25 protein-coding genes and 1 tRNA gene are annotated in these 25,269 nt (G+C 38.5%); 15 read left to right on the top strand and 11 right to left on the bottom strand.

What is annotated here, in order from left to right; all coding sequences use genetic code 11:
- Window positions 1-21: 21 nt before the first annotated feature.
- Window positions 22-1,107 (top strand): class 1 fructose-bisphosphatase, encoded by a 1,086-nt coding sequence (fbp, locus tag R2Q84_RS04105; RefSeq protein ID WP_316815256.1) that lies wholly within the window; start codon window positions 22-24, stop codon window positions 1,105-1,107.
- Window positions 1,108-1,204: 97 nt separating this feature from the next.
- Here fbp and rnhA read toward each other — a convergent pair whose 3' ends face one another.
- Window positions 1,205-1,678 carry a ribonuclease HI gene (gene rnhA, locus R2Q84_RS04100; protein WP_316815255.1) on the bottom strand — a complete coding sequence of 158 codons (474 nt, stop codon included), beginning with the start codon at window positions 1,676-1,678 and terminating at the stop codon, window positions 1,205-1,207.
- Window positions 1,679-1,856: 178 nt separating this feature from the next.
- Here rnhA and R2Q84_RS04095 point away from each other — a divergent pair.
- From R2Q84_RS04095 to R2Q84_RS04075, 5 genes are all read left to right on the top strand, one after another.
- Window positions 1,857-1,933 (top strand) — tRNA-His (locus R2Q84_RS04095).
- A 118-nt stretch (window positions 1,934-2,051) separates the two neighbouring features.
- A complete protein-coding gene (locus R2Q84_RS04090; RefSeq protein WP_316815254.1) occupies window positions 2,052-2,411 on the top strand; it encodes a PKD domain-containing protein in 360 nt (119 codons plus the stop codon).
- Between the two features lie 128 nt (window positions 2,412-2,539).
- Window positions 2,540-2,857, top strand: coding sequence for a metalloregulator ArsR/SmtB family transcription factor (locus R2Q84_RS04085; RefSeq protein WP_316815253.1), 318 nt, complete (start codon window positions 2,540-2,542; stop codon window positions 2,855-2,857).
- A gap of 5 nt (window positions 2,858-2,862) precedes the next feature.
- Window positions 2,863-3,339 (top strand): SRPBCC domain-containing protein, encoded by a 477-nt coding sequence (locus tag R2Q84_RS04080; RefSeq protein ID WP_316815252.1) that lies wholly within the window; start codon window positions 2,863-2,865, stop codon window positions 3,337-3,339.
- 25 nt (window positions 3,340-3,364) lie between these two features.
- A complete protein-coding gene (locus tag R2Q84_RS04075; RefSeq protein ID WP_316815251.1) occupies window positions 3,365-4,267 on the top strand; it encodes an alpha/beta hydrolase in 903 nt (300 codons plus the stop codon).
- A gap of 26 nt (window positions 4,268-4,293) precedes the next feature.
- Here R2Q84_RS04075 and R2Q84_RS04070 read toward each other — a convergent pair whose 3' ends face one another.
- From R2Q84_RS04070 to R2Q84_RS04060, 3 genes are all read right to left on the bottom strand, one after another.
- Window positions 4,294-5,664, bottom strand: a complete 1,371-nt coding sequence (locus R2Q84_RS04070; protein ID WP_316815250.1) for a hypothetical protein — start codon at window positions 5,662-5,664, stop codon at window positions 4,294-4,296.
- Window positions 5,665-5,689: 25 nt separating this feature from the next.
- Window positions 5,690-6,025, bottom strand: coding sequence for a DMT family transporter (locus tag R2Q84_RS04065; protein ID WP_316815249.1), 336 nt, complete (start codon window positions 6,023-6,025; stop codon window positions 5,690-5,692).
- Between the two features lie 85 nt (window positions 6,026-6,110).
- Window positions 6,111-6,302 carry a cold-shock protein gene (locus R2Q84_RS04060; protein WP_121271601.1) on the bottom strand — a complete coding sequence of 64 codons (192 nt, stop codon included), beginning with the start codon at window positions 6,300-6,302 and terminating at the stop codon, window positions 6,111-6,113.
- Window positions 6,303-6,578: 276 nt separating this feature from the next.
- Here R2Q84_RS04060 and R2Q84_RS04055 point away from each other — a divergent pair, with 276 nt between their 5' ends.
- Together R2Q84_RS04055 and R2Q84_RS04050 are read left to right on the top strand one after the other, a co-directional pair.
- Window positions 6,579-8,714 carry a response regulator gene (locus tag R2Q84_RS04055; protein WP_316815248.1) on the top strand — a complete coding sequence of 712 codons (2,136 nt, stop codon included), beginning with the start codon at window positions 6,579-6,581 and terminating at the stop codon, window positions 8,712-8,714.
- A 209-nt stretch (window positions 8,715-8,923) separates the two neighbouring features.
- Entirely contained in the window at window positions 8,924-11,119 is a 2,196-nt protein-coding gene (locus tag R2Q84_RS04050; protein WP_316815247.1) for a beta-N-acetylhexosaminidase, read from the top strand.
- Between the two features lie 61 nt (window positions 11,120-11,180).
- On the opposite strand, the gene R2Q84_RS04045 is transcribed toward R2Q84_RS04050, so the two are convergent.
- Together R2Q84_RS04045 and R2Q84_RS04040 are read right to left on the bottom strand one after the other, a co-directional pair.
- Window positions 11,181-11,744, bottom strand: coding sequence for a dihydrofolate reductase family protein (locus R2Q84_RS04045; protein WP_316815246.1), 564 nt, complete (start codon window positions 11,742-11,744; stop codon window positions 11,181-11,183).
- A 113-nt stretch (window positions 11,745-11,857) separates the two neighbouring features.
- On the bottom strand, window positions 11,858-12,598 hold the full coding sequence (locus R2Q84_RS04040) for a DUF2625 domain-containing protein (RefSeq protein WP_316815245.1): 741 nt from the start codon (window positions 12,596-12,598) through the stop codon (window positions 11,858-11,860).
- A 221-nt stretch (window positions 12,599-12,819) separates the two neighbouring features.
- On the opposite strand from R2Q84_RS04040, the gene R2Q84_RS04035 reads away from it, so the two are divergent.
- A complete protein-coding gene (locus R2Q84_RS04035) occupies window positions 12,820-13,143 on the top strand; it encodes a hypothetical protein (RefSeq protein ID WP_316815244.1) in 324 nt (107 codons plus the stop codon).
- A 110-nt stretch (window positions 13,144-13,253) separates the two neighbouring features.
- On the top strand, window positions 13,254-14,495 hold the full coding sequence (locus tag R2Q84_RS04030) for an MFS transporter (RefSeq protein ID WP_316815243.1): 1,242 nt from the start codon (window positions 13,254-13,256) through the stop codon (window positions 14,493-14,495).
- Window positions 14,496-14,498: 3 nt separating this feature from the next.
- On the opposite strand, the gene R2Q84_RS04025 is transcribed toward R2Q84_RS04030, so the two are convergent.
- Genes R2Q84_RS04025 through R2Q84_RS04015 form a run of 3 tightly spaced genes read right to left on the bottom strand, consistent with a single transcriptional unit; the run spans window position 14,499 to window position 17,217 of the window.
- Entirely contained in the window at window positions 14,499-15,080 is a 582-nt protein-coding gene (locus R2Q84_RS04025) for a lactate utilization protein C (protein ID WP_316815242.1), read from the bottom strand.
- Window positions 15,073-16,452, bottom strand: a complete 1,380-nt coding sequence (locus R2Q84_RS04020; RefSeq protein WP_316815241.1) for a lactate utilization protein B — start codon at window positions 16,450-16,452, stop codon at window positions 15,073-15,075. Before R2Q84_RS04020 ends, R2Q84_RS04025 begins: the two co-directional genes overlap by 8 nt.
- Before the next feature lie 30 nt (window positions 16,453-16,482).
- Window positions 16,483-17,217, bottom strand: coding sequence for a (Fe-S)-binding protein (locus tag R2Q84_RS04015; protein ID WP_316815240.1), 735 nt, complete (start codon window positions 17,215-17,217; stop codon window positions 16,483-16,485).
- Between the two features lie 145 nt (window positions 17,218-17,362).
- On the opposite strand from R2Q84_RS04015, the gene R2Q84_RS04010 reads away from it, so the two are divergent.
- The 5 genes from R2Q84_RS04010 (at window position 17,363) to R2Q84_RS03990 (ending at window position 22,488) form a co-directional block, all read left to right on the top strand.
- Window positions 17,363-18,406 (top strand): LacI family DNA-binding transcriptional regulator, encoded by a 1,044-nt coding sequence (locus tag R2Q84_RS04010; RefSeq protein WP_316815239.1) that lies wholly within the window; start codon window positions 17,363-17,365, stop codon window positions 18,404-18,406.
- A gap of 55 nt (window positions 18,407-18,461) precedes the next feature.
- Complete coding sequence (kduI, locus tag R2Q84_RS04005) at window positions 18,462-19,304, top strand: 5-dehydro-4-deoxy-D-glucuronate isomerase (RefSeq protein ID WP_316815238.1); 843 nt, start codon at window positions 18,462-18,464, stop codon at window positions 19,302-19,304.
- Window positions 19,305-19,322: 18 nt separating this feature from the next.
- Complete coding sequence (locus R2Q84_RS04000) at window positions 19,323-20,450, top strand: DUF4861 family protein (protein WP_316815237.1); 1,128 nt, start codon at window positions 19,323-19,325, stop codon at window positions 20,448-20,450.
- A 29-nt stretch (window positions 20,451-20,479) separates the two neighbouring features.
- Window positions 20,480-21,250, top strand: coding sequence for an SDR family oxidoreductase (locus tag R2Q84_RS03995; protein WP_316815236.1), 771 nt, complete (start codon window positions 20,480-20,482; stop codon window positions 21,248-21,250).
- A gap of 134 nt (window positions 21,251-21,384) precedes the next feature.
- A complete protein-coding gene (locus R2Q84_RS03990) occupies window positions 21,385-22,488 on the top strand; it encodes an SGNH/GDSL hydrolase family protein (protein ID WP_316815235.1) in 1,104 nt (367 codons plus the stop codon).
- Between the two features lie 9 nt (window positions 22,489-22,497).
- Here the strand turns inward: R2Q84_RS03990 and R2Q84_RS03985 are convergent, their stop codons facing one another.
- Both R2Q84_RS03985 and R2Q84_RS03980 read right to left on the bottom strand, forming a co-directional pair.
- Entirely contained in the window at window positions 22,498-24,360 is a 1,863-nt protein-coding gene (locus R2Q84_RS03985; protein ID WP_316815234.1) for an alpha-L-fucosidase, read from the bottom strand.
- Between the two features lie 15 nt (window positions 24,361-24,375).
- The gene (locus R2Q84_RS03980) at window positions 24,376-25,245 is read right to left on the bottom strand and encodes an AraC family transcriptional regulator (RefSeq protein ID WP_316815233.1); all 870 of its coding nucleotides are present in this window, start codon (window positions 25,243-25,245) and stop codon (window positions 24,376-24,378) included.
- Between the last annotated feature and the right edge of the window lie 24 nt (window positions 25,246-25,269).

Genomic DNA, 25,269 nt, shown 5'->3' with positions numbered 1-25,269 from the left:
CGTATAAAATACACTAAGTATATGTCGGGTATAAAAACACTTGGTCAATTCATAATCGAGAAACAGGCTGATTTCTCTTATGCAAAAGGAGAACTTTCCAGGTTGCTGAGAGATATTGGAATAGCAGCCAAAATAGTAAACCGTGAGGTGAATAAAGCCGGTTTGGTTGATATTCTGGGGGAAGCAGGAACCGTAAATATACAAGGTGAGGGGCAACAGAAACTGGATGTTTTTGCCAATACGCAGTTTATTAGTGCGCTAACGAGTGGTGGTGAATGCTGTATTGTAGCTACTGAGGAAGAGGATGATTTTGTTCCGATCGATTCACCGGTATCAAAAAATGCAAAATATATTGTTTGTATTGACCCGCTTGATGGTTCTTCGAATATTGATGTGAATGTGGCTGTTGGTACCATCTTTTCTATTTTTCGCAGAAAATCTGTAGAGGGTACTGCTACTTTGGCCGATGTGTTGCAGAAGGGGACAGAACAGGTTGCTGCGGGTTATGTGATTTACGGATCGTCGACGATGATGGTTTATACTACTGGTAAAGGTGTGAACGGTTTTACTTTGGATCCTTCGATTGGTGAGTTTTGTTTATCGCATCCGGACTTGAAAATTCCGGAGACGGGTAATATTTATTCTATTAATGAAGGTAACTATGTTCATTTTCCGGAGGGGGTAAAGAAATACATTAAATATGCCCAGGTTGAGGATAAAGCTACTAATCGTCCTTATACGTCAAGATATATTGGATCGATGGTGGGTGATATACACAGGAATTTAATCAAAGGTGGTATTTATATTTATCCTACAACTTCAAGTTCACCAAATGGAAAGTTAAGGTTACTGTATGAGTGCAATCCTATGGCTTTTATTGTGGAGCAGGCAGGAGGGGTAGCTTCTGATGGATTTAACCGGATATTGGAAATTGAGCCAACTGAGTTGCATCAGCGTACTTCAATCTTTATCGGTTCGCCGGCGATGGTTAAAGTTGCGGAAGATCTGATGACGGAATTTTCATCGGAGAAAAACAATAAACGTGTAAACGGAACTTCAGCTAATGGGGCATTGGAATCTTTAGGGATTGTTGGCGGTATTGATTAAATAGATCTTTAAATATTAAATGAAAGGCCATATCATGTTCAAATGATATGGCCTTTTATATTTTATGAGGGTGGAATATGGGGCTCGAACCCTTTGCCTAAAGTAATGAAGCATTGTTCCTTTCTGCTTCAAACTCTGCATCGATGCTCTGTGCGGCTTTGTTTTTTGACGCGGCTACAGCGAGCTGATCACAGCGTTCGTTTTCCGGGTGGTTGTTGTGTCCTTTTACCCAAACGAATTTTACATCGTGTAATTTATATATATTTAAAAAGCGCATCCAGAGGTCTTTGTTTTTTTTGCCTTTGAAGCCTGTTTTAACCCAACCAAATACCCATTTTTTTTCAATAGAATCAATTACATATTTGGAGTCGGAAAATATGGTGACTTTCTGTCCGGGTGTTTTTAAAGCCTGTAGTGCCACTATTACCGCTAGTAGTTCCATTCTGTTGTTGGTGGTCATTCTAAAGCCGGCACTCAATTCTTTATAGTGTGCTCCTGATCTTAAAATAACACCATATCCACCTGGTCCTGGGTTTCCGCTAGCTGCTCCGTCTGTATAAATTTCTATCATAATGTTAAGCAAATCTAGCTTTTTAAGGCTTAAAACCAATTTATGTAGAACAATTAAAATTTTTATGAAAAATTAATTGGCTGAAATATAATCGGTTAAAAAAAAGTGAGAAATAATAGGCGAAAATATTTGAATAAAATGTTTTTAATCGTACTTTTGTAGCGTTGAAAAAAACATGGTGGTTTTAGCTCAGTTGGTTAGAGCATCGGTTTGTGGTACCGAGGGTCGTGGGTTCGAGCCCCATATTCCACCCCAGTTTTGAAAGCAGTCTGAAAAGACTGCTTTTTTTGTTTGTGGCGCTTTTTTTGCTGCAAAAATTCGCAGATGATGGATCCGTCAGATGGAGGTCTATATAGGTTTTAATTCAGAGATAATGAAAATTGAGAAGTTAATAGGTTGTTTGTTAATTGTTGTTACGTCGTTTGCTGCTTGTAAAAAAACTTCAGAGCGTGTTATCGACTGTTTTGGAGAGAGTTTATTGGTAAGTGTGCATGTGAAGATAGATGCTGCCAATGGAAAGCAAGTTACTACCGAAGTAAAATATTTGGGTTCAAAAACGATAAGTGGGGTTAAATGGGAATACGGTGATGGAAGTACCGAGTCGACCACTGGGTTAACGGGTGATCATACATATGTGTCGGCCGGCAGTTATACAGTGAAGGCAAGAGTTTCATTTACGGATGGTAAATCATCTTGTGAAGTCGATCCTACAAAAAATGTAAACATTCAGTAGCCGCTAATAACATTTAGAGCTTTCTTTCTGGTTAGTCTGTATTACTTCAATCATATCTAAAAATTTTTAACTAAATATTTGGACAACCAAATGGTTGTTCTTATATTTGACAACCATTTGGTTGTGTTATGATAGAAAGAAGAGATGTATTTCAGGCGATAGCCGATCCTACACGGAGGAAGATTATTAGTAAGCTGGTTCAGGGACCGCTTAATATTACTCAGATTGGTGAGGATTTTGGCGTGAGTAAACAAGCGATTGCCAAGCACATTAAAATCCTTAACGAGTGTGGTATTGTGTCGATGAGTCAAAAGGGACGGGAACAGATTTGTGAAGCACAGCTTGGCTCATTGGACGAAGTGACCAATTGGGTAACAGAATCACGTAAATTATGGAACCAGCGATTCGAAAAGTTGGACAGATTTCTTAATGAAATAAAAAAATAACAGCTATGAATTCGAACAAAAAAGAACTTTTAATTAGCCATCTATTCGATGCTCCGAGAGATATTGTATTCGGTGCCTGGACAGATCCTGAACAATTAAAGCAATGGTATGCTCCTGATGGGTGCACAATTGAATTTAAAACTATAGACACAACACAAGGAGGTAATTTTCACTCCTGCATCCATGATCCTGTGCATGGGGAATGTTGGGTTAAAGGTATCTACCTTGAGGTAATCCCAAATCAAAAACTAGTTTTTACGATGGTGATGTCAGATCAGGCAGGTAATTCTGTAAGTTCAGTTGTTGCTGGTAAAACTGAAGACTGGCCCGAAACGCAAATCACAACGGTTACCTTTGAATCGATTGGAAACCAAACCAAAGTTTCGATACATCAAACTGTTTCAGAAGAAGAAGCTAAAAAAACTGGTGCTTACCAAAGCTGGATCAAAATGCTGATTAAGCTTAATCTGCTATTAAACTAAGGGATGATTTTTTAAAAATTAAAAAATGAAAAGGACTCTTTTATATTCTATTTTATCAGTATTGATATTATTATCTTGCAATCAGGTAAATAAATTGGAACAAAACGAAAACCAATCTATGGGAAAGAATGTGGATGATACTTTGGTTCAAAGTGGTTATTCTGAAGTCAACGGGATTAAAATGTTCTTTGAAATTTACGGAAAGGGGAAGCCTCTTGTTTTAATCCATGGTGGTGGGTCGACCATTCAGTCGAATTTCGGTCAGGTTATTAAAATGTTCGCTCAAAACAGAAAGGTGATTGCAATGGAATTGCAAGCTCACGGTAGAACCAACGACAGGGATAAGGATTCGTCGTTTGAGCAGGATGCAGACGACGTTGTTACGCTTCTTAAAAATCTAAATGTTGATAAAGCAGATTTTTTTGGTTTCAGCAATGGAGGGACAACGACCTTACAAATCGCAATTCGTCATCCTGAAATCGTCGATAAAATGATTCTAGGCTCCGCATTATACAAAAGAAATGGTGTTCCTGCACAATTTTGGGATTTTATGAAACAGGCAAATTTATCCAATATGCCCCAGGAGCTAAAAGATGCATATCTGGATGTAACACCAGATCCTAAAGGGCTTCAAATTATGCATGATAGGGACGCAAAAAGAATGGTTGATTTCAAGGATATTCCTGACGGGCAGATTAAAGCAATTAAAGCTAAAACGCTAATTATAATTGCTGATAAAGATGTTGTAAGTCCTGAACACGCTATTGAAATGCATAGGAATATAGCCGGATCTGAATTGGCGATTATTCCGGGCGTACATGGCGAGTATATTGGGGAAATTACCACACTGAAATCTAATTCCAGACAACAAGATTTTGTTGTTCCGATGATCAAGCAATTTCTTGACCCACCAAAAGCAAGTCAATAATATTTATCTGGCTTTAATTACATTCCTTAACGTACATTAAGATCTACTGATGCCGGGAATATCCGTTCGGGGTCACCAAATAGCGCAAGGCTTTCTGCCATTGTTCCAATATTTGGTGTTAATTTTTTATTGAACACCAATTTGCCGTTGTAATTTACCTTTACTGCATTCTTAAAGTCTATACGATCTATATATAATCTGATTTTTCCCTGAACATGCCCTTTAATGTCATCAGAGTTGATGTGATAAGTATTTGCTTCCTTTTCTATATAGAATCTACGTTCGCCGGTTTTTGACAAACCGTCAAGCCTTACATAACCAAAGCCATTACGGTAAGTACAGGGTCTGTTAAGTTCACCACCATAAATCGTATCACATTGCGCATAGTACACCATGCTTAAAGTATCCGGATACGATTTTCTCTTAAATTGCTTTAACCAGGGGCTGGCTTTGAAATAGTCTATGCCATGACCTTTTCCGGCTTGTATGTCTACCTTATGTACAAACTGTCCTCTGTTTTTTGATGCGGCACTGTCCAGCATGATCTTCCAGTTCCGGGCATTGGTAATGCGGTCATAAGCAAAGTCATTTTCTCCCATTCCTATAAAGAAAGCCGTGTTTCTGAGGTTTTCAATATGTTCCTGTTCTTTCCATATTGATCCGGCCATTGGTCCGGCACCGGCAAAATAATCGGCAAAGAAAATGCCCATTCTAAAACTACCATAGCCGCCTTCAGAAATTCCAAGTATGTAAGTTCGGCTGGCATCAATATCTCCCGAAAGGACCCCCAGCTGCCAGGCTCTTATCCATGCAGTTGCAGCTGCACGATGGTACCATCTACCTCTTCTGTCGTCAGGCATCCTTGGAACAAAATAAAGACTTGCTGCATCATCATACCTGCTGCCCAATGTTTTTGCGGCAAGCCATTCCCGGTCATTTGCTTTAGATGTCCATGGACCTGGTTCCTGTGGAAAGGTACCTCCTCCGTGCAGATTAATAAATAGGGGATAGCCTGCGGCTGGTTTTTCTCCTTTTTTAGAAATTGAGAATAGCATTTGCTTATCGTCCGGTAGTTGCCATTTCACAGAATCGAGCGTCGTAGCATTATTTAGAGATGGCCAGGTCGCTAACCTCTTTTTATTTGCCTGCTTCCAATAATCCCAAAGCACTAATCTGTATTTTGGTAATTCTTCAGGCTTTATTTTTTGCTTATAATACCTTACATCTGGATTTATGAGATTATCGGCCTCAATAGTTTTAGTAAGGTAGGCAATCAGTTCTCTTTCGTTATTAATTTTAGATACAGCACCTGCTGAAATTAGAAAGATTGCAGGAGCTATTACTATAGATAATGGTAATTTATACTTTGTAAGATGTTTTTTTAGTTTGTTCAACATAGCACTATAGAGGCTGAGAAGTATTTTAGTGACTAACAGATTTTGAAAATACATTGATGACTACAACACCACTAACAATTAAAATAATACCTATAATTGCTGGAAGGTCGAGTTTTTGTTTGAACAGAAACAACCCAACAAGGGAGATCATTACTATTCCGATACCGGACCAGATGGCGTAAGCGATACCGAGGTTAAGTTTATGCAGACTCAGACTTAGAAAGTAGAAGGCTGTTGCATAACTAAGAATTGTTAATATCGAAGGCCATAATTTACTAAATTGATCCGAGGCTTTTAATGAAGAAGTGGCAATGATCTCGAAAACTATGGCGATAAACAAAAATATATAGGTTTTTAACATCTCTGTTTTTTAAGATAACATACAAGTTTACAACATAAAAAAAAGCATCCTTGAATTGGATGCTTTTCTTATTACGGAGTTTTGTTTAGCTAAGTTTTACTTTTGTAGCGTTTAATCCTTTTTTTCCGTTTTCAACCTCGTAAGTAACGTGGTCGTTTTCTCTAACCTTATCAATAAGGCCTGTAACGTGTACAAAGATTTCTGGTTCACCGTTTTCAGGTATGATGAATCCAAATCCTTTTGACTCATTAAAAAATTTTACTGTTCCTTCTGGCATTGTAATGTCAATTAAATTTAAGTGTAGGGTTTTATTATAGTTAAAAGTAAAAACAATTATTGAAAAACAATCGCTTTTGGTTCATCTAAAATAAATAATAATGCTTTTTTAATGTTTTTTTGTTAAAAAAGTCTGATGTGATGCTTTTAAACATAAGATAGACCATGAAAATAACTTTGGCAGATGGATTCGACTTGTACCGTTTTGGCATGCTTATTGGCATGTGGGACATAAGTTGCAATTTAAATATGCTTCTAAATTATACGTGAAAATTGAATGAAAAAAAAGCAACGATCTTTTCTGGTCATATTTGTTGTTATCCTTGTTTTTATAACGCTGCTGTTCCGCAATTCGATTATCCAGAGATCAGAGCAAAAAACATTAGTGACTACGTTAAGTGAATTTGAGGTAAATAACCGTCAGCTTTTGAAGTTAGATACGATTACTTTAAGTTTACAGGTAGCCGAAAATAATTTTCGAATGTATACCTCATCGTGGAATTCTGAATATTTTGAGAAGTATACAGAGGAGATAAAGTATATTAATACAATGCTGGGTAGTTTATCAGCACAAGATGATAAAAATATTTCGGGAAGTATTGTTGGTGACCTGTCGAATAAACGTAAACAAATGTTGTTGTACGGACAAATTAAAAAACTGGCAGATTCAATAACCAATATAAATTTACAACTTAATATTAATAAGATTAGCAGAAGTATTTTGCCTGCGAAATCTTTCCCTAAGCCAATTGTAAAAAAAGTAGTTGAAGTAGAAGAAATAAAAGCTGAACCGGAGGTTAAAAAAAAGAAGCTTTTTCAAAGACTTAAAAATGCAATTCTAAATAAGCCGGATGTTGTAGATAATTCTAAACTCAGAAAGACGGAGACGACTTATGAACCGCTTGATAATGGTATAGAGGCCTACAATAAACAGCAGTTACAAAAGATAGGTGATTATTATAAAGGACTGTTAGAGGACCAGAAAAAAAATCATGTTAAACTGACTGAAAAGGAACAGAAAATCTTGTTGCTAAATGAGCGGATTTTTGAGAATATAAAGTTACTTTTTACAGATTATAAAAATGACATAGCTCAAAATGAGGCCTCCAGAAGGATTGCCCTTAAAAATAAAGCAAAACACTCATTAGATAATATAGACTGGTCTGGGAAACTGAATTTCGCAATCAGTTTGTTTTCTTACCTGATCATTATTTTTTTACTGTACAAACTATATCGTGCTTACAGTAAAACTGTGGTTGCAAACAATTTGGCTGCAGAACAGGTAGCCAGTAAGTCACGCTTTTTTACCAGTATCAGCCATGAAATGCGAACTCCTTTAAATGCAATTATGGGCGTATCTGAGCAACTTAAGTCTACTACCCTGAACGAAGACCAGCGAAAGATGTCGGAACTGCTGGATACCTCGTCATCGATGTTGTTGTCTGCCGTTAACGAAGTGCTGGATTTCTCGAGGTTAGAGACTAAAAAATTATCGCTCGCTAAAACTCCTTTTCGGTATAAGCGTATATTGAAGGAAGTGGCCGATACGACTAAAGTGCTTGCCGATCAGAAAAAACTGGAACTGGAATTACTTTTGGATAAAGTCCCTGATTTGCTGCTTGACGGGGATCCTTATCGTTTGAAACAGATTGTCATGAACCTGACGGCAAATGCGATCAAATTTACAGACAAGGGAAAAGTGACTATTCAGGTAGATCTTAAGAAAACGGATGAGCAAAATGTACTGTTGTTCATTAAGGTTAAAGATACGGGGATAGGGATTGCTGCGGCAAATATTCCTGTGATTTTTAATGAATTCTCGCAGGTGATTAATGCGGAGCGCAGTGACTGGCAGGTTGGTTCCGGGCTGGGGCTTACGATTAGTAAGCGATTGGTTGATTTGCATAAGGGAAAAATAACAGTGGATAGTATTGTTGGGAAAGGGACTACTTTTAGCGTGGAATTGCCTTACCAAATTGCAGTAGAACAGGAAGAAAATCTTGATCATCATAAAGAAAAGATCATCAATAGTGATCGCTTTAAAAATATTCATATTCTGATTGTTGATGATGCTGACATGAACCTGCTGGTTATAAAAATGATCTTTAAAAAATATGGGATCAGTTTTGATATAGCTAAAAGTGGAAAAGAAGCACTTGCGCTGATTGAGAAGAATAAATACGATGTGATACTGACAGACATACAGATGCCGGAAATGGACGGGATGGAATTAGCCAGTCGTATCAGGGCGCATACAGATCATAAAAAAGCTAAGATACCTTTGATCGCTATTACTGGTCAGGTAAATGTAGAATCACATGAGGCTTACCTTTCTGCAGGTTTAAATGATTACATCATCAAGCCTTTTACGGAAATGGAATTGCTGGAGAAAATTCTGGATTATAGCGATTAATACAAATAAGGTCAGGATTATATTATTTTCAGCTATTGAGATTGAAAATAGCGCAAACGTTTGTTATGATCGAATCAAACGGTTGCACAGTCAATACGGCATTTCCCGAATGTTTTTTAGTTAAATATTTCATTATTATTGTTCTAAAGAGATTGAATGTTCGTGCTCTTTAAAATCTTTATTGGATACTTTAACCAAATTTTATACACATGAAACTAAATAAATGGCTATTACTTTCTTTGTTGTTTTTTAATGCTTTGCCCATTTTTGCGCAGCTGGATATTGTTCCGCTTCCAAGGCAAATAAAAGAAACAAAGAATTCTTTTACCATTAGCAAATCAACTCCAATATATTATGAAAAAGGGCTGAAAAAACAGGCGGAATTACTTTCGTCGGCACTTTCTCCGGCAACAGGTTTTGATTTTGTCGTTGCTGAATTGAAAAAGCCTGTTCAAAATGCTATTGTATTGCGTTTAGATAAAAACATCGCTGCCAATAAAGAAGGTTATCGTTTATCGGTAAATAATACTGGTGTTAGTATAAATGGTGGTAGCCCGGCGGGTGTTTTCTATGGTATTCAAACCGTTTTGCAACTGTTGCCACCGGCAATTTTTGATAAAGAACGCCAAAAAGGAACTACCTGGAAAGTTAAAGGTGTTGAAATTGAAGATGCACCTTTGTATCCCTGGCGTGGTATGATGCTGGATGTTGCCAGATACTTTTTTAGTAAAGAGTATGTATTGAAGTATATAGATATGATGGCTATGTACAAGATGAATGTGCTGCATATGCACCTTGTAGATGATTCAGGCTGGAGATTGGAAATTAAAAAATACCCTAAACTAACTTCCATCGGTGCGTGGAGCGGGCTTGGTGCTAACCGTCAGGGTGGTTATTACACCCAGGAAGACATCAAGGAAATAATAGCTTATGCCACGGTACGTAATGTGGATGTGATTCCTGAGATTGAATTGCCTGCACATACGCTGTCTGCCGTTGCTGCTTATCCATACTTGTGCTGTACCGGTGAACAATATATTGTTCAAACTCAACATTCTATCAGCGGTGAATTGTATTGTGTTGGTCAGGAATCAACTTTCGATTTCCTTGCTGATGTATTTGCTGAAACTTTTGCATTGTTCCCATCTAAGTATGTACATATTGGTGGTGATGAGGCCAGGTATGACCGCTGGAAAGCTTGTCCACATTGTCAGAAACGCAAAAAAGATTTAAACCTGACTACCGAAAAGGAACTGCGGAACTATTTTACAATACGTGTGCAAAAAATGGTTGGGAAATATGGCAAAACCATTGTGGGTTGGGATGAAATGATTGAAGATGGCATTAAAGACAAGGTTGTAGGTATGATCTGGCACGATCAGAAAAAAACACTCAAGGCTGTTGAAGCTGGTCATTACGCGGTTATGGCATTAACAGAAAATAGTTATCTGGATGTGGCAGAAAGTAATATTGAAGGAGAAATAAAAGCTGCAGGCTGGCTTCCCCCAATTTCTTTAGAAAAATCATATTCATTAAACCCGATGATGAATGGTTTGGACGAGAAATACCGTCCGCAGATTGTAGGTGCACAGGGTGCATTATGGTCTGATCAGTTTATTCATGGTACTGTTTTACAGGAATTGCCTCAGCTGAATGAGAACCGTTCAGAAAAATATTTTGATTACCTTACTTTTCCACGTTTGGCAGCCTTAGCGGAAGCCTGCTGGACGCCGTTAAATAAGAAAGATTTTAAAAGCTTTGAAAAGCGTTTGAGCACACATTATAAAAGGTATGATCATGCTGGCTATGGTTACCGTGTACCTTTACCTAATTTGATTAGTAATGAAAATGTTGGCGATGGTTTTACCTTTAAGCTAGAAAACCCTGTTAAAGGTGCTGAAATTCGTTATACTACTGATGGAACAAGACCAAATGTTTATTCTGCAGTTTATACCGGGCCTGTAAAGGTTAATAACCTGAGCGATTTTTATGCCATTACCGTGGTTAACCGTGCTCAATATTCATTGCCTTTATTCTTCCCTGAAAACTATGACAGGTTTAAAGCTTATGGTCAATTGGTTGCTGAATGGAAGCCCGAGAAGATAAAAAGCGATTATGCTGATTTTGAAATTAGCGTAAGTGGAAAGGTGAATCAGAACGGAGCTTATCAGTTGGCATTTTTACATGTAAAAGGTACTTCGGGCTTGAATATCCAGTCTATAGAGATATTTAAAAATGGTAAAAAAATAGGTGAGGATATTCATGAGGGTTTTGCCGGCCCAACGGCAAAAGACAACATTTATAAGTTTAATATATCGGATTATGAAACCGGTGCTGCTTACCTGGTTAAAGCTAAGGTAAGGGGTAAAGATTCGTCAGGAGCTGTTTTTATAACGAGAGACTAGCTCCTGAAGAATAAATCGAAGAGGGGGCAGTATCAGATAATGATACGTGCCCCTTTTTTTATTAACGGCAATACCTGAGGAAAACACAGCTGTCATCAAAAGCTTTGGATTCCATTAGGTGCATATTCATTAATTTACTATCGTCCGTAAATAATTTTCTTCCCTTACCTAAGATAGTGGGGCATAGGAAGAATTGGTATTCATCAATTACATCAGTATTGAAAAGTGATTGTACTAAGGAAAGGCTTCCCCATATGACGATATCTTTGCCCGGTTTGCCCTTAAGTGCAGCAATTTTCTTTTCGGCACCCGTGTTGATAATAGCGGCTTTCTGAGAATTGCCCCATGGTGCCTGGTCAAGTGTTTCAGAGAACACATATTTGTTTAGTGCATTTAATCCACCAGCGATAGCATCTCCAGAATTTGGCCAATATGCTTCAAACATTCTGTAGGTTTTTAAACCCAGTAACATCGTGTCAATGGTCTGTATAAATTGTAACTGATGATTTTCAATACTGTTTTTAGAAGTGCTTGAAAATTGATTGGGCATAAAATCCAATTCATCATTTTCACCTGCAGCAAAGCCATCAATCGTTATCCATTCTTGAACAATTACTCTTCGCATAATTTTCATTGTTAGTTTGTAACAAATTTACAATGTATAACACTGATGAACACGGGGAAGAAACGTCAAAAAAAGGGGAGGATGCGACAGAAGTTAATAAGAATAAGGAGATATTAAAGTTCTTTTTGTTTGTTGATGTTAAACTTGAAAAGTTCTTCTGTTGTGACCAGTTTGCGTGTGCACTTATCTATATCCATGCCTGCTTCCGACCACAAGTATGGACGAAAACTATAGGATTTGTTCCCATCAAGGTTCGCGATAAACTGGTCCCAGGTTGACCATCGTAAACCTTTGTAAAATGCTGAAAGGTCGCTGTCAAAGCAAAAACGGATAAACTCCGTATAGCCAAGACCAAGAGGTTCCCATTGCAGGCTATTGGGTGCAAGGTAAAAAATGTGTTTTAAGTCCTCTCCAAATGCACCATAATTTATGGCAAAGAATCCACCGACAGCATCATCGGCCACTAAAAGATAAGCTGGCTTATCTCCATACGCGGTTATTGTTTTTCCTTTGTTCCATTCAGGGACAGAGCGGTTTAATTTTTCGCTCCCTGATCCTAAAATCCTTAGCCAGCCATTATCGACCATAATACCACCTGTATTGTAAATTACAGCACCTAAAGTTGCGTAGGTTGAAACCTGGGTATTGTATAATGCTTCATTAGCCTTAGCAGAATCAACACTAAGAATCTCTACTTTATTTTTTGCCGAATCCGCCCATTTCTGAAGAAGGGGCCAGGCCGGGTCCGTTTGGTTAATGAGTTCTTCAAGACTTTGCATCTTATTTTGTGCAAAGACAGTTGAAGAGAGCAGAATAAATCCCGATAACAGGATATTTTTAATGGTGATTTTCATTAATCAGATGCTTATTTGCCGATAAATATACAAATGATGTCAATAAAAATAGTGCCGGGATTATCAGAAGATTTAATGATGAAAAAAAAATAAAAATAATTTACCAGTTTGAAATCCGTGGTTTCTTCTTTTTCGTAGATACTTTAAAGTGCTGTGTGTTATTGGTTTTTGCAAAGCTGTACTTTTTATCTTATTTCGTTTAAATGTAACTAAAAGAGAGCATGACGACAGATTTGGAAGTATTTGAAGATCTTATAGCCAGTATAATAGATGGTACTTACGAGGAAGAAATAGCGGATAGTTTATTTCTTGAAAAATGTAGAGAACTAAAAGAAGATGCAGAAATATATGCTGCGTTGAACCCTGATAAATCCGGGTATTACCTGCTCCAGCGAAAATTGATTGTGTATAGAATTATTTCTAAAATAACCGACGATCAAGCTAAGTTTTGTGAAAAGCAGAAAAATGCAATGGAGTTTATTGAGAAAGGGCTCTTAAGTTTATACTGGCTTTATATGGAATTATTGGTTGAATTAAGAGAATAGGGGTACATGGGGTCTCTTTCATTGTATAACAAATCTATTGGAAAGTAAATCGAAAAGAAAACCAATAGTTGTATATATTAGTGATATAAAAACCAAACTAAGAATATTAAATGACCAACCCAACCAAAGAAAAAAGCGCGGCAGCCTACCTGCTTAGTGCTCCGGTTATTGTGGCCTCCCTGGGCTATTTCGTTGATATATATGACCTGCTGCTATTCGGTATTGTACGTATACCAAGTTTAACTGAACTTGGCCTTGATGAAGCTGCTGTTTCTCGTGAGGGGGCAAGTATTTTAAACTGGCAAATGACAGGTTTACTTTTAGGGGGGATACTTTGGGGAGTTCTTGGCGATAAAAAAGGACGTTTGTCAGTGTTGTTTGGTTCAATCATTACTTACTCTGTGGCAAATTTTGCTTGTGGTTTTGTACATGATGTAACGATTTACAAGGCACTTCGATTTATAGCTGGTATTGGCCTGGCAGGGGAGCTAGGTGCTGGAATTACCCTGGTGTCGGAAAGTTTACCCAAGCGACTAAGAGCAATAGGGACATCGCTTGTGGCGGGGGTAGGGCTTTTAGGTGCTGTAGTCGGATATTTTACAGTTGAGCTTTTTAGCTGGAGGAATGCTTATTTTATCGGTGGGGGCATGGGAATCTTGCTTTTATTTTTGAGAGTTGGTGTATTTGAGTCGGGAATGTTCCATACGATGAAAGAAAAACACAACGTAGCGAAAGGTAATTTCTTATCCTTTTTTACTAAGAAAAGCAGGCTTATTCTATACCTGAAATGTATTGGAATTGGTTTGCCAACCTGGTATGTGATTGGTATTCTCGCTACATTTAGCAATGAATTCGGCAAGGCATTGGGCATTAGTGAGGCTATAAAACCCGGACTTGCGGTAATGTGGTGTTATGTTGGACTTTCGGCAGGAGACCTGGTGAGCGGGTTGATTAGCTACTGGTTAGAATCGCGAAAACGTGCCGTAGCTTATATGATGATTTTTACTGCAATAGGCACATTGATATATCTTTATGCTGGAATAAACACGACGACAGGTCTTTACAGTATGTGTGTCTGGATAGGTTTTGGTATTGGTTATTGGGCGATGTTTGTAACCATTGGTGCAGAACAGTTTGGTACCAATGTCAGGGCAACAGCAGCGACAACCATCCCCAATATGGTTAGGGGAACAGTGGTCTTGATGACAACCATATATGCAACCTTAAAACCTTATGTTTTTGAATTGCATGCAGCCGGTATATTGGGATTAATCTGTTTTGGAATAGGTTTTTATTGTATCAAAACAATTCCTGAAACCCATCATAAAGATCTTGACTTTATTGAGGATTAATTTTTAATCCAGTGCAAAAATAGTCATCCCTTTTGGCCCATGGGCTCCAAGAACCAACGATTGTTCAATGTCGGCAGTTTTTGAAGGACCGGCAATAAAGCTGCCAAAACCATAATCTGAAGTGCCTATTCTTTCGTAAGCATCATGCATGGTTTGTACGATATCTTTTTTGCTGATCACTACCGCCAGTTGCTGACAAATGAAAGGGACTGCACGTTGATGCATCAGATTTTCTGTGATCCATAACGCAGCATTTTCAGCAACGCCGAAATGGGCGCTGATTACTGCAAGGTCTACATTGGCGTAGCTATGAGGATCCTGGTTTTCCCAATCTTGCTCTGATACTTCAGCTAATTCTGATAAGGTTGATACAATACGTTGGTTAGCAAAGTGCTCGCTGATATAATTTTTAATATCAGTGTAGTCGTTAACTTCAATAAAGTTGCCACCAATAGTGGTTAATACAGAAGCAAAAGCTGCTATTGGGTTAGCAGCCGGAAATGCCGTTGTTAAGTCCAGGGGGAGTGGTTGTGTATTGGGTTGATTGCTCAATACCTTTGCTAATATCTGTTCTCTGCTAGTCATTCTTTTTATTTTTTTTATACCACTCTCCAAATGATTCTTTAGGTACTTGAGGCATTTCGCGATGCTGATACCATAAGTTTAGTTTATTGTTTACAGTAAAAGGTGCATGTTTCATAAACCAACGCCCCGCTTTACCGGCATTTTTGTAGACAGACGGACTGGATAACGTGAATTCCATTGCTTTCATAGCCAGCTTCTTTTTAGGATCGGCATAGCCTTCTTTAACAATCACCTGTCTCCATTTATACAATTGCTCGTGAATGTTAATCTTAACAGGACAAACGTTACTGCATGAACCGCATAATGTTGATGCAAACGGGAGATCTGAGTATTCTCTCATGTCCAGATTTGGTGCCAGAATAGAACCAATTGGTCCTGCAACTGCGGTATGGTAACTATGCCCACCACTTCTGCGGTAGACAGGGCAGGTGTTCATACAGGCTGCACATCGGATACATTTTAATGAATTTCTGAAATCCGGACGGCTTAACTGTGTCGTTCTACCGTTGTCGACCAGTACAATGTGCATTTCCTGTCCGGGTCTTGGTTTTCTAAAGTGACTGGAGTAGGTAGTGATAGGCTGTCCCGTTGCACTCCTTGTCAGTAATCTTAAAAATACCCCCAGGTTTTTACGTTTTGGGATGATCTTTTCTATTCCCATACACGCAATATGTACATCTGCAAGGTGTGCGCCCATATCTGCATTTCCTTCATTTGTACAAACCACAAATTCACCGGTTTCAGCAACAGCAAAGTTTACACCTGTAATGGCGGCTTTGCGCGTTAAAAAGGTCTCTCGTAAATGTTCACGTGCAGCTGCGGTTAAAAAAACAGGATCCGCCATACCTTCAGGGGTACCCAGATGTTCATGGAACAATTCACCTATTTCTTCTTTCTTTTTATGAATACAAGGCAGTACAATATGACTTGGCGGCTCTTTGGCTAGTTGAACAATTCGTTCACCTAAATCCGTATCAATTACGTCAATACCATTTTTCTGAAGGTAGTCATTCAAGTGACATTCTTCAGTCAGCATTGATTTGCTCTTAATTAGTCGGTCGACTTTATGTTTCTGTAATATGGAATGAACAATTTGATTATGTTCCGCTGCGTCGGCTGCCCAGTGGACCGTAACTCCATTTTTAGTCGCCTGCGCTTCAAATTCAACTAAATAGTCGTGCAGATTAGAAAGTACGTTGTTCTTGATCTGCGAGGCAGTTTCCCGTAAAGCTTCCCATTCGGGAATACTGTGTGCTGCTTTGTCGCGTTTAGCACGCACAAACCATAAAGTCTCGTCGTGCCAGTTTACCCTTGCTTCATCTTTATTAAATACGTCTGATAAGGCTGCGTGGTCTTTTCTTTCTGAACTCATGTTTCTTTATTGCTGTACTTTCCGGTTAATTTATTCGGCATTTAATATTTCTGCAATATGCAGCACTTTCACATGGCTACTTTGTCTGCGCAAAATACCTTCCATATGCATTAAGCAAGACATATCTGCGGCTGTGATGTATTCAGCGCCATGGTTTACATGATCCGATACACGATCTTTGCCCATTTTTACGGATACTGCTTCTTCGGCGACACAAAAAGTCCCACCAAAACCACAGCATTCATCAGGCCTGCTCAATTCAACAAGTTCTAACCCTTCAACCATTTTCAATAAATGTAAAGGTTTAGAAAATGGAGCATCTACCAGTTCTGTCATTTGTGCAAGCATTAAGCCCCGTTGTCCGTGACAACTTTGATGCATCCCTACCTTATGAGGAAAACGCGCCGATAGTTTTTCAACTTTCAGAACGTCTGTTAAAAACTCTGTTAATTCGTACACTTTTTTTCGGATACCCAAAGCTTTGTCTTCTGCTTTGGGCGAATGCAAATGATCTTTTATGTGTAAGACACAACTTCCGGAAGGTGAAACGATGTAGTCAAATTCAGCAAAATTGTCAATGAATAAATCGTTGCAACCTTGCGTCAAATGTTCAAATCCTGAATTGGCCATAGGTTGTCCACAGCAGGTTTGGTTGACAGGATATTTTACTGTTATGCCAAGTTTGCTTAATAAATTTAAAGTAGCAATAGCTGCATTGGGATAAAACTGGTCGATGTAACAAGGTATAAAAAGGCCTACGTTCATGTGTATAGGGTTAATAGGGTTAAAGATAGTATTTTTAAATAATCGGACCATCCTGTGCTGTCATACCAGTCACAATATTGCTAATTTATGAAAACGTTTTCATGTGACTGAAAAAAGTGTTAGCTTGCCAAATATTTATTGCGTTATGACTACGGGTAAAAAGACTTATCAAAATACTATTCTTGATATTGCAGAGGCATTAAAACTTTCTCCTGCGACCATTTCACGGGCATTAAACAACCATCCTTATGTTAAGGAAAAAACGAGAAATGATGTGATGGAAATGGCAACCAAGTTAGGTTACCGAAGAAATCAAATGGCTTCGGGGCTAAGAAGTAATAAGACACGAACTGTGGGCTTGATTATTCCGAGGGTTTCTATGTTTTTTCATGCTGAAGTGATCACCTCGATTCAAAATGATTTGTATAAGCATGGTTATAGTCTGATCATTTGCCAATCCAATGATACCGTTAGTATGGAGCGGGAGCTGACCGAAACCTTGTATGCTTCGAGGGTGGATGCTCTAATTGTTGCATGTACTTTACAGACGGTGGACTTTAGTCATTTTGATAAATTTATAGATCAAAATAAACCGGTAATTTTTTACGACCGGGTGCCTGTAGGAGATTATAAAGCAACCTTCATTAAGGGAGATGATTTTGAAGGAGCATACCTGGCTACAAATCATTTGATTGAAGCGGGATGTAAACAAATTGCCCATATTTCTGGGCCACTAACGTCTAATCTTTATCAGGCCCGTGCCGCCGGGTTTTTAAAGGCCATGGATGAACATGGTTTGCCGGTCAGGGAAGAATGGATTTTTCATCAGGAACTGTATCATGAAAATGCATTTAGGGCAATGGAAAAGATGTTTGATGATACAACAAGGCCTGATGGGGTATTTGCTGATAATGATACCAGTGCAATTGCTGCGATTGGATATGCTAAACAGAATGGAATAGCTGTTCCTGGGGAATTAAAGATTGCAGGGTATTCTAATGATCCACGTACTTCCATCATTACACCTTCTGTAACTTCAGTTGAGCAATTTCCTAATCTGGTAGGGAAAAAGGTTGTAGAAGCATTGGTTGAGCTGCTGAGCCAGGAGGCTGAAGGGCTTGCTTATAAAACAGAGCCTGTCATTATCCCTGTTGAATTAATTGTCAGAGAATCAACAGCTATAAATTAACTAATAAACAGAATTGCACCTTTTTAGGTGTGCGAATAAATACAAATACAGAATAATGAAGACATCTTTTGAAAGCCGCTATGCAGTTAGTCCGGGTGAAGCGAAACAGTTTGATACTGCTGCTTTACGCAAGAATTTTTTAATGGAGAGCTTATTTGAAGCAGATGCTGTTAAGCTTACTTTATCTCATTTTGACCGCTATATTACAGGAGGGGTAATGCCGGTAAACGAGATTGTTGAGTTGTCAAATCCAGAAAATCTGAAAGCAGCTTATTTTCTTGAAAGAAGAGAATTAGGTATCATTAATGTTGGTGCAAAAGGTTCGGTAGTTGCCGATGGTGTTACTTATGAACTGGAGTTTAAAGAAGCTTTATATCTTGGTAAAGGTACGCAGGCAGTAAGTTTTGCTTCGGATGATAAAAATAATCCGGCTAAGTTTTATATCAATTCTGCACCTGCACACCATACTTATCCTAATAAAAAAGTATCTAAAGCTGATGCTGAGGTTGTTGAGTTGGGATCGCCTGAAACAGCAAACCACCGTGTGATCAATAAATTGTTGGTAAATAGTGTATTGCCTACTTGTCAGCTACAGATGGGGATGACCGAACTAAAAAGCGGTAGCGTGTGGAATACTATGCCGGCTCATACGCATGATAGAAGGATGGAAGTTTATTTCTACTTTGAAGTGCCTCAAGGACAAAGTGTTTGTCACTTTATGGGCGATCCTCAGGAAACCAGACACATCTGGATGCAAAATGAGCAAGCGGTAATTTCACCTAACTGGTCTATTCATTCTGGTGCAGGAACTAGTAATTATACCTTTATATGGGGAATGGCGGGTGAAAACCTTGATTATGGCGATATGGATCACTGTGCAATTAATGATTTAAAATAGTTATAAAACCAGAATATAATGAAACGAATAATTAGCTTTTTATTGCTGCTTCCTGGTTTATATGCACCTGTAATGGCGCAAACTAAAGCTACGCTAACCGTAAATAATTCCTCAAAACTGGATAGAACAAATACTGTTGTTCAGTTTAGCTGGAGTGCAATAACTGCAAGATATCCGAAGATTGATACGGCTAATTTTAAAGTTGTAAATGCCCTGACAAAAAAGGAAGTCCCTTTTCAGCTGGAGCGTCGCGGAGCAGCTGACGTGCAAAATTTACTTGTACAGTTAAGCGTTAAAGCAGCTGGTACCGTTAAGTTGTTTATTGTTCCGGGTAAACCATTGACCGCTGTTAAAAAAACTTATGGTCGTTATGTACCTGAACGTTTTGACGATTTTGCCTGGGAAAATGACAAAGTAGCTTTCCGCATGTACGGAAAAGCGTTGGAAGGTAGAAAAGATAATGCATTTGGAACAGATGTATGGGTAAAAAGGACAAGCAAGCTGGTGATTAACGAATGGTATAAAACAGGAGATTACCATACTGATCATGGCGATGGAATGGACTATTATAGTGTTGGCCTTACATTAGGTGCAGGAGATATTGCACCGATAGTAAAGGACTCGATCGTATTCTCTAAGAATTATCATTATTGGAAGGTATTGGATAATGGGCCGTTACGTACCACATTTGAATTGGGATATGATGCATGGGATGTGGCAGGGAAATCGGTTAAGGTAACAAAAACTATTTCTCTGGATGCCGGATCGCATATGAACAGGGTAGAGGTAGTTTACACTTATACAGGTGATGTTTTGCCTGTTGCCGTTGGTATTGTGAAAAGAAAAGAGCCTGGAACCATATTGATGGATGAGCTTCAGGGCATTGTTGCTTACTGGGAACCACAACATGGTCCGGATGGTACTACGGGAGTAGCAACAATTGTAACTGGTGAGCCAGTGAAAATGGGTACAGATAAAGCACATTTGCTTACTTATACTTCCGCAAAAAATAACGAGGCTGTGGTTTACTACAATGGTTCTGCATGGAGCAAAGGCAATGAAATTACCAATGCAAAAGCCTGGTTTAATTACCTGGGTAATTTTAAGCAACAATTAGAACAACCTTTAAAAGTTAGTGTTCAATAATTTAAAAAGATGTTTAACAAATAGAAAAAATGGCAATACTTGATTTATTCAATTTAAAAGGAAAAATAGCTTTAGTTACCGGTTGTAAACGCGGTATTGGTAAAGCAATGGCTGAAGCTTTGGCCGAAGCCGGAGCAGATATTATAGGAGTATCTGCAAATCTTGAACTGAATGGAAGTGAAGTGGAAGTGGCTGTAAAAGAATTAGGTAAGAATTTTTATGCTTATCAGTGCAATTTTAACGATAGAGATTCTTTAAAAGAATTCTGTGAAAAAGTTAAAGCTGATCATCCTGTAATTGATATCCTGGTAAATAATGCAGGTACTATATTAAGAAAGCCGATTGCTGAGCATCCTGATGAATTTTGGGATGAGGTTATAGCCGTAAATCAAACTGCACCATTTATCCTGACCAGGGAAATTGGTCGTGATATGGTAGCAAGAGGAAGCGGAAAGATTATTTTCACTGCTTCATTACTGACGTTCCAGGGAGGTATTACCGTTCCAGGTTATGCAGCCAGTAAAGGTGCAATTGGCCAGTTGACTAAGGCGTTTGCTAATGAATGGGCAGCAAAAGGGGTCAATGTAAATGCTATAGCTCCAGGATATATTTCTACAGACAATACAACCGCGCTAAGGGCTGATGAAAATCGTAGCCGTTCTATCATGGAACGTATTCCAGCTGGAAGATGGGGCGAAGCAGAAGATTTTAAAGGGCCAGTATTGTTCCTTGCATCTGAAGCTTCCAATTATATGCATGGAACAGTGATGACGGTTGATGGGGGATGGATGGGCAGGTAACTGAACTTACGTTTTAAATAATAATTAAAAGCAGACTCCAGTTTAGTCTGCTTTTTTTATATTCGGGAAATCTCCCAGGGTTAGGTATGTAACTATGAGGTACATGGGAGGCTGAACTAAATAAACCAAAACACATGAAACAATCTTTATTATTAGGCTTTTTTGTACTGATGTGTACAAATATTGTCTTAGCACAGCAGAATTCAGGTTACAAAAGCTGGAACCCGGAGCAGGAAAAGGAAAGTGTAATCGGCGGACAGGGCTGGCACACTGGTCTGCAAAATTATTATGACCGCTTTCCGGAAAAGGCAAAAGGAGTGGTCCGCAAAGATGTATGGAACTTATCTAAAAATAGTGCAGGGTTAAATATTCGGTTTAAATCCGACGCTTCAGAAATCATCGTTAAATATGTGGTATCGGGTTCAATGCAAATGGCACATATGCCCGCAACAGGAGTGAGTGGTATTGATTTATATGCTCAAGATGCAAACGGTAAATGGTTGTGGGCATCAGCTAATTATTCTTTTGGCGATACCGTTAAGTATAGGTTTGCTAATATGAAAATTGCTGATCGTGAAGAAATAGAATATACCTTGTACCTGCCCTTATATAATTCAGTAAAGGGGTTGCAAATTAGTGTGCCTGAGAAAAATACGTTAACCCCCTTGCCTGTATCGGCGAAAAAGCCAATTGTGGTTTATGGAACCTCTATTGCCCAGGGTGCTTGCGCAACCAGACCAGGTTTGGCATGGACATCCATTCTTAGCCGTAAATTAAACCTGCCAATTATAAACCTTGGATTTTCAGGGAACGGAAGATTGGAAAAGGAAGTTTATGAATTATTTCCGGAAATTGATGCCAGCTTATATGTGCTGGACTGTCTTCCAAATCTAACCCCATCGACATACAGCAATGAAGAAATTGTAAAACGGATTATTGCTACAGTTGCCTATCTGCAGCAGAAAAAGCCCGGTGTGCCTATTCTGCTTGCAGATCATGACGGGTATACTGATGAGGGGATAAACCCCATCAGTAAAATGGATTACGAACGGGTAAATGTTGCATTAAAAACAGCCCTTTCCCAGCTAAAAGCAAACGGAGTAAAGGGAATTTATCACCTTTCAAAAGCAGCAATTAATCAGGATATTGAAAGTACAGTTGATGGTGTACATCCAAATGATATCGGGATGATGAATTATGCCAATGCTTATGAAAGAATAATCAAAAAGATTCTTTAAAAAGTAATGCTATAGATTACTTTCTATAGCACCTACTTTTTCACGATAAAGGTCTATAGGGCCATCCAGCAATACCGCAATTACGGTTAGGTTTTTATCCAATCGAGGTTGCGGTATTTCTATATAACAGATACCTGGAACAGCGCTCCAGTACAGTTTATTGAATAGCATAGGCTCAATCATGGTACCTTCTCCCACAATTCTGATACGGCTGATTTTATTTTTAAGTCCTTTTAAAGCAATAGGACCTGTGGGCTTTCCTTCAACAAACAGATACAGTGTTTGCTTATCCGCTGATAACGCACTTGCACCCTGGTAATGTCCGGTAGGCAAACCTTTACCTGTTTTGTATAAGGCTTCTGAATTTTTAGTAATCCAGTTATACATTTCAGATGAGAAAACAGCCTTGTCTTTTTCAAGTCCTTGTCCGTCCACAGAAAGCGAGGTATTTAAAAAAGGATTATTACCTGCCTGTATTGAATTAGCTAGTTTTTTTAAGTGAAGCTGATCATCTGTGCCTTTTTTCAGGTCTTCATAGCTAACGGTTTCTACTGATGGCGCATTTAGCTGTAGTGGTTCATTAAATTTGATCGCAACTACGGTTACGTCTTTGTCTGAAGCAGATGAAGGAACTTTAAGCGTAAGGTCATTTCCTTTCCTGCTAAAGTTTGCAGCCGCATTTGTTCCTACAACTTTTGCACTCACTGGTTGCGATTTAATTCCTCTTAACAGTAGTTCATCATTATTGTTAACCGCCCAGTCTGCATATAAATAAAGTGTTTTTCCATCTTTTGATAATGCAGTTTTTCCACTGAAATGCCATGCAGGAATACCAGCACGTGTACCATATATTGCTTCAGCATGTTTATTTGTCCACCTGCCTAATTGTTTAAGTATGTTTACTTGTTCCTGCGGAATAGTTCCATCAGCTTTAGGCCCAATATCCAGCAATAAATTACCACCCATACTGATACAATCTACTAACGTTCTGATGATCATGTTAGGTGATTTATATTTGTAGTCATAAGGTTGATAGCCCCAGGAATCGTTCATTGTATAACATAGTTCCCAGTAATCGTTATCTGGTTTTAAAACAGGGATACCTTGTTCCGGGGTTTCGTAATCACCATGATGGTTTAATCTGGAGTTGATAATAATATTCGGATTGTGCTTTTTTAAAAGACTCAATACATTTTTACTTTGCCACTCTTCACCTGTATGTTCCCAGTCACCGTCAAACCACAACAAATCTGGCTTAAAATTACCAGACAATTCATTAAGTTGTGTTTGGAAATAGGTTGTAAATTTGTCCCAGCGTGCCGGTTCTTCGCTTAACTTATATCTTTTGCGTTCCCTGGTAAATACATCATAATCAGGATGACTCCAGTCTGGTAGCGAAAAATAAATTCCTGTTTTTAATCCTGATTTTTTAAGTTCAGCTACAAAAGGGGTAATCAGGTCTTTCTTTGCTGCACTATTTTTTAAGGTTGTTGTTGCCTTTTCTGCTTTGGTATCCCATAAGGAAACACCATCATGGTGTTTACTGGTAATTACAGAATATTTTGCCCCACTTTCTTTTATTAGTTTAACCCATTCCTGTGGACGGTAGTTTGCAGCATTGAAGCCATTCAATTGCTTCATGTAGTTGTCGTGGCTAAGGTAGTTGTTAAAGAATGACCATGATTCTGAAATACCGTTAACAGAATAAATACCCCAGTGGATGAAAATGCCAAGTTTAGCATCTTTAAACCACTCCATTTTTTTAGCTTTTTCTGCAGTAGTTTCTTTACTGGCTTCCTGAGCGCTTACCTTACTTAAGGGGAAAAAAAGTAAACATAAAAGTAAGGTTTTGATTTGCGGGTATTTGTTCATAAAAGTATGATTATATTATTTGCGAAGGTAGGATTTTTGATAGTTCAGCGGACTTTGTCCGGTAATTATTTTGAAGTGTTTATGGAAACTGGCAAAGTTATGAAAACCACTTTCATAGCAAATTTGCTTAACGTTCAGACTGTCTTCAATTAATAGTTTACAGGCATGGCCCACTCGTATTTCACTGATAAACTGGGTATAGGTTTTGCGGGTCCTTGTTTTAAAATACCGACAAAAGGAATTGGGACTGATATTGGCTACAGCAGCCATTTCTTCCATTTGGATCTTCCTTTTAAAGTTGGTTAATGAATAATTATAAATTGCATTGATTCTGTCATTCTCTGTTTCCTCGAAGTTATTTCGGAAACCCATTGATGACAATGGCTTTTCTTTTGAGCTTTCCTCAGTATTGATTATTGCTTCCATTAGTAACATAATCCTCTTTGGGCCGGTAGCCTCCAGAATTTGTTCCATCAGCGAACCAATATATGCTTTGCTATTGGCTAAAATCTGAATGCCTCTTTGCGCTTTTTCAAGTATTAGCTTAATCCCTTTATTTTCCGGCAAAGAGAGAAAATGACTTCCCCAAAAGTTTTCGCAGAAATGAACCACTACGATATCAGCCAGGTTCTCTTCATTTTCATTAAAGTAAGTGTCGTCAAATTTCCAGTAATGTGGTAAGTGGGCACCTACCATGACAATATCGCCCGAACTGAACCGACTAATACTATCACCTATAAACTGTGTGCCACTTCCTTTTTTAAAGTAAATAAGTTCAACTTCAGCATGGTAGTGCCAGCGGCTGTTGATGTAAGGTAGTTTGTCTCTCCTGGCGCAAAAAGAATTGACCAGGTTGTTAGACACTTTTAGGAGTTGAGGTTTCATTATTTTTGGTTAGATATTAACGGA

It is taken from the genome of Pedobacter nyackensis (assembly GCF_032678475.1).
Lineage (GTDB): Bacteria > Bacteroidota > Bacteroidia > Sphingobacteriales > Sphingobacteriaceae > Pedobacter > Pedobacter nyackensis_A.
Note: the sequence above shows the minus strand (reverse complement) of the source record. Positions and strands in the feature narration are given on the sequence as shown.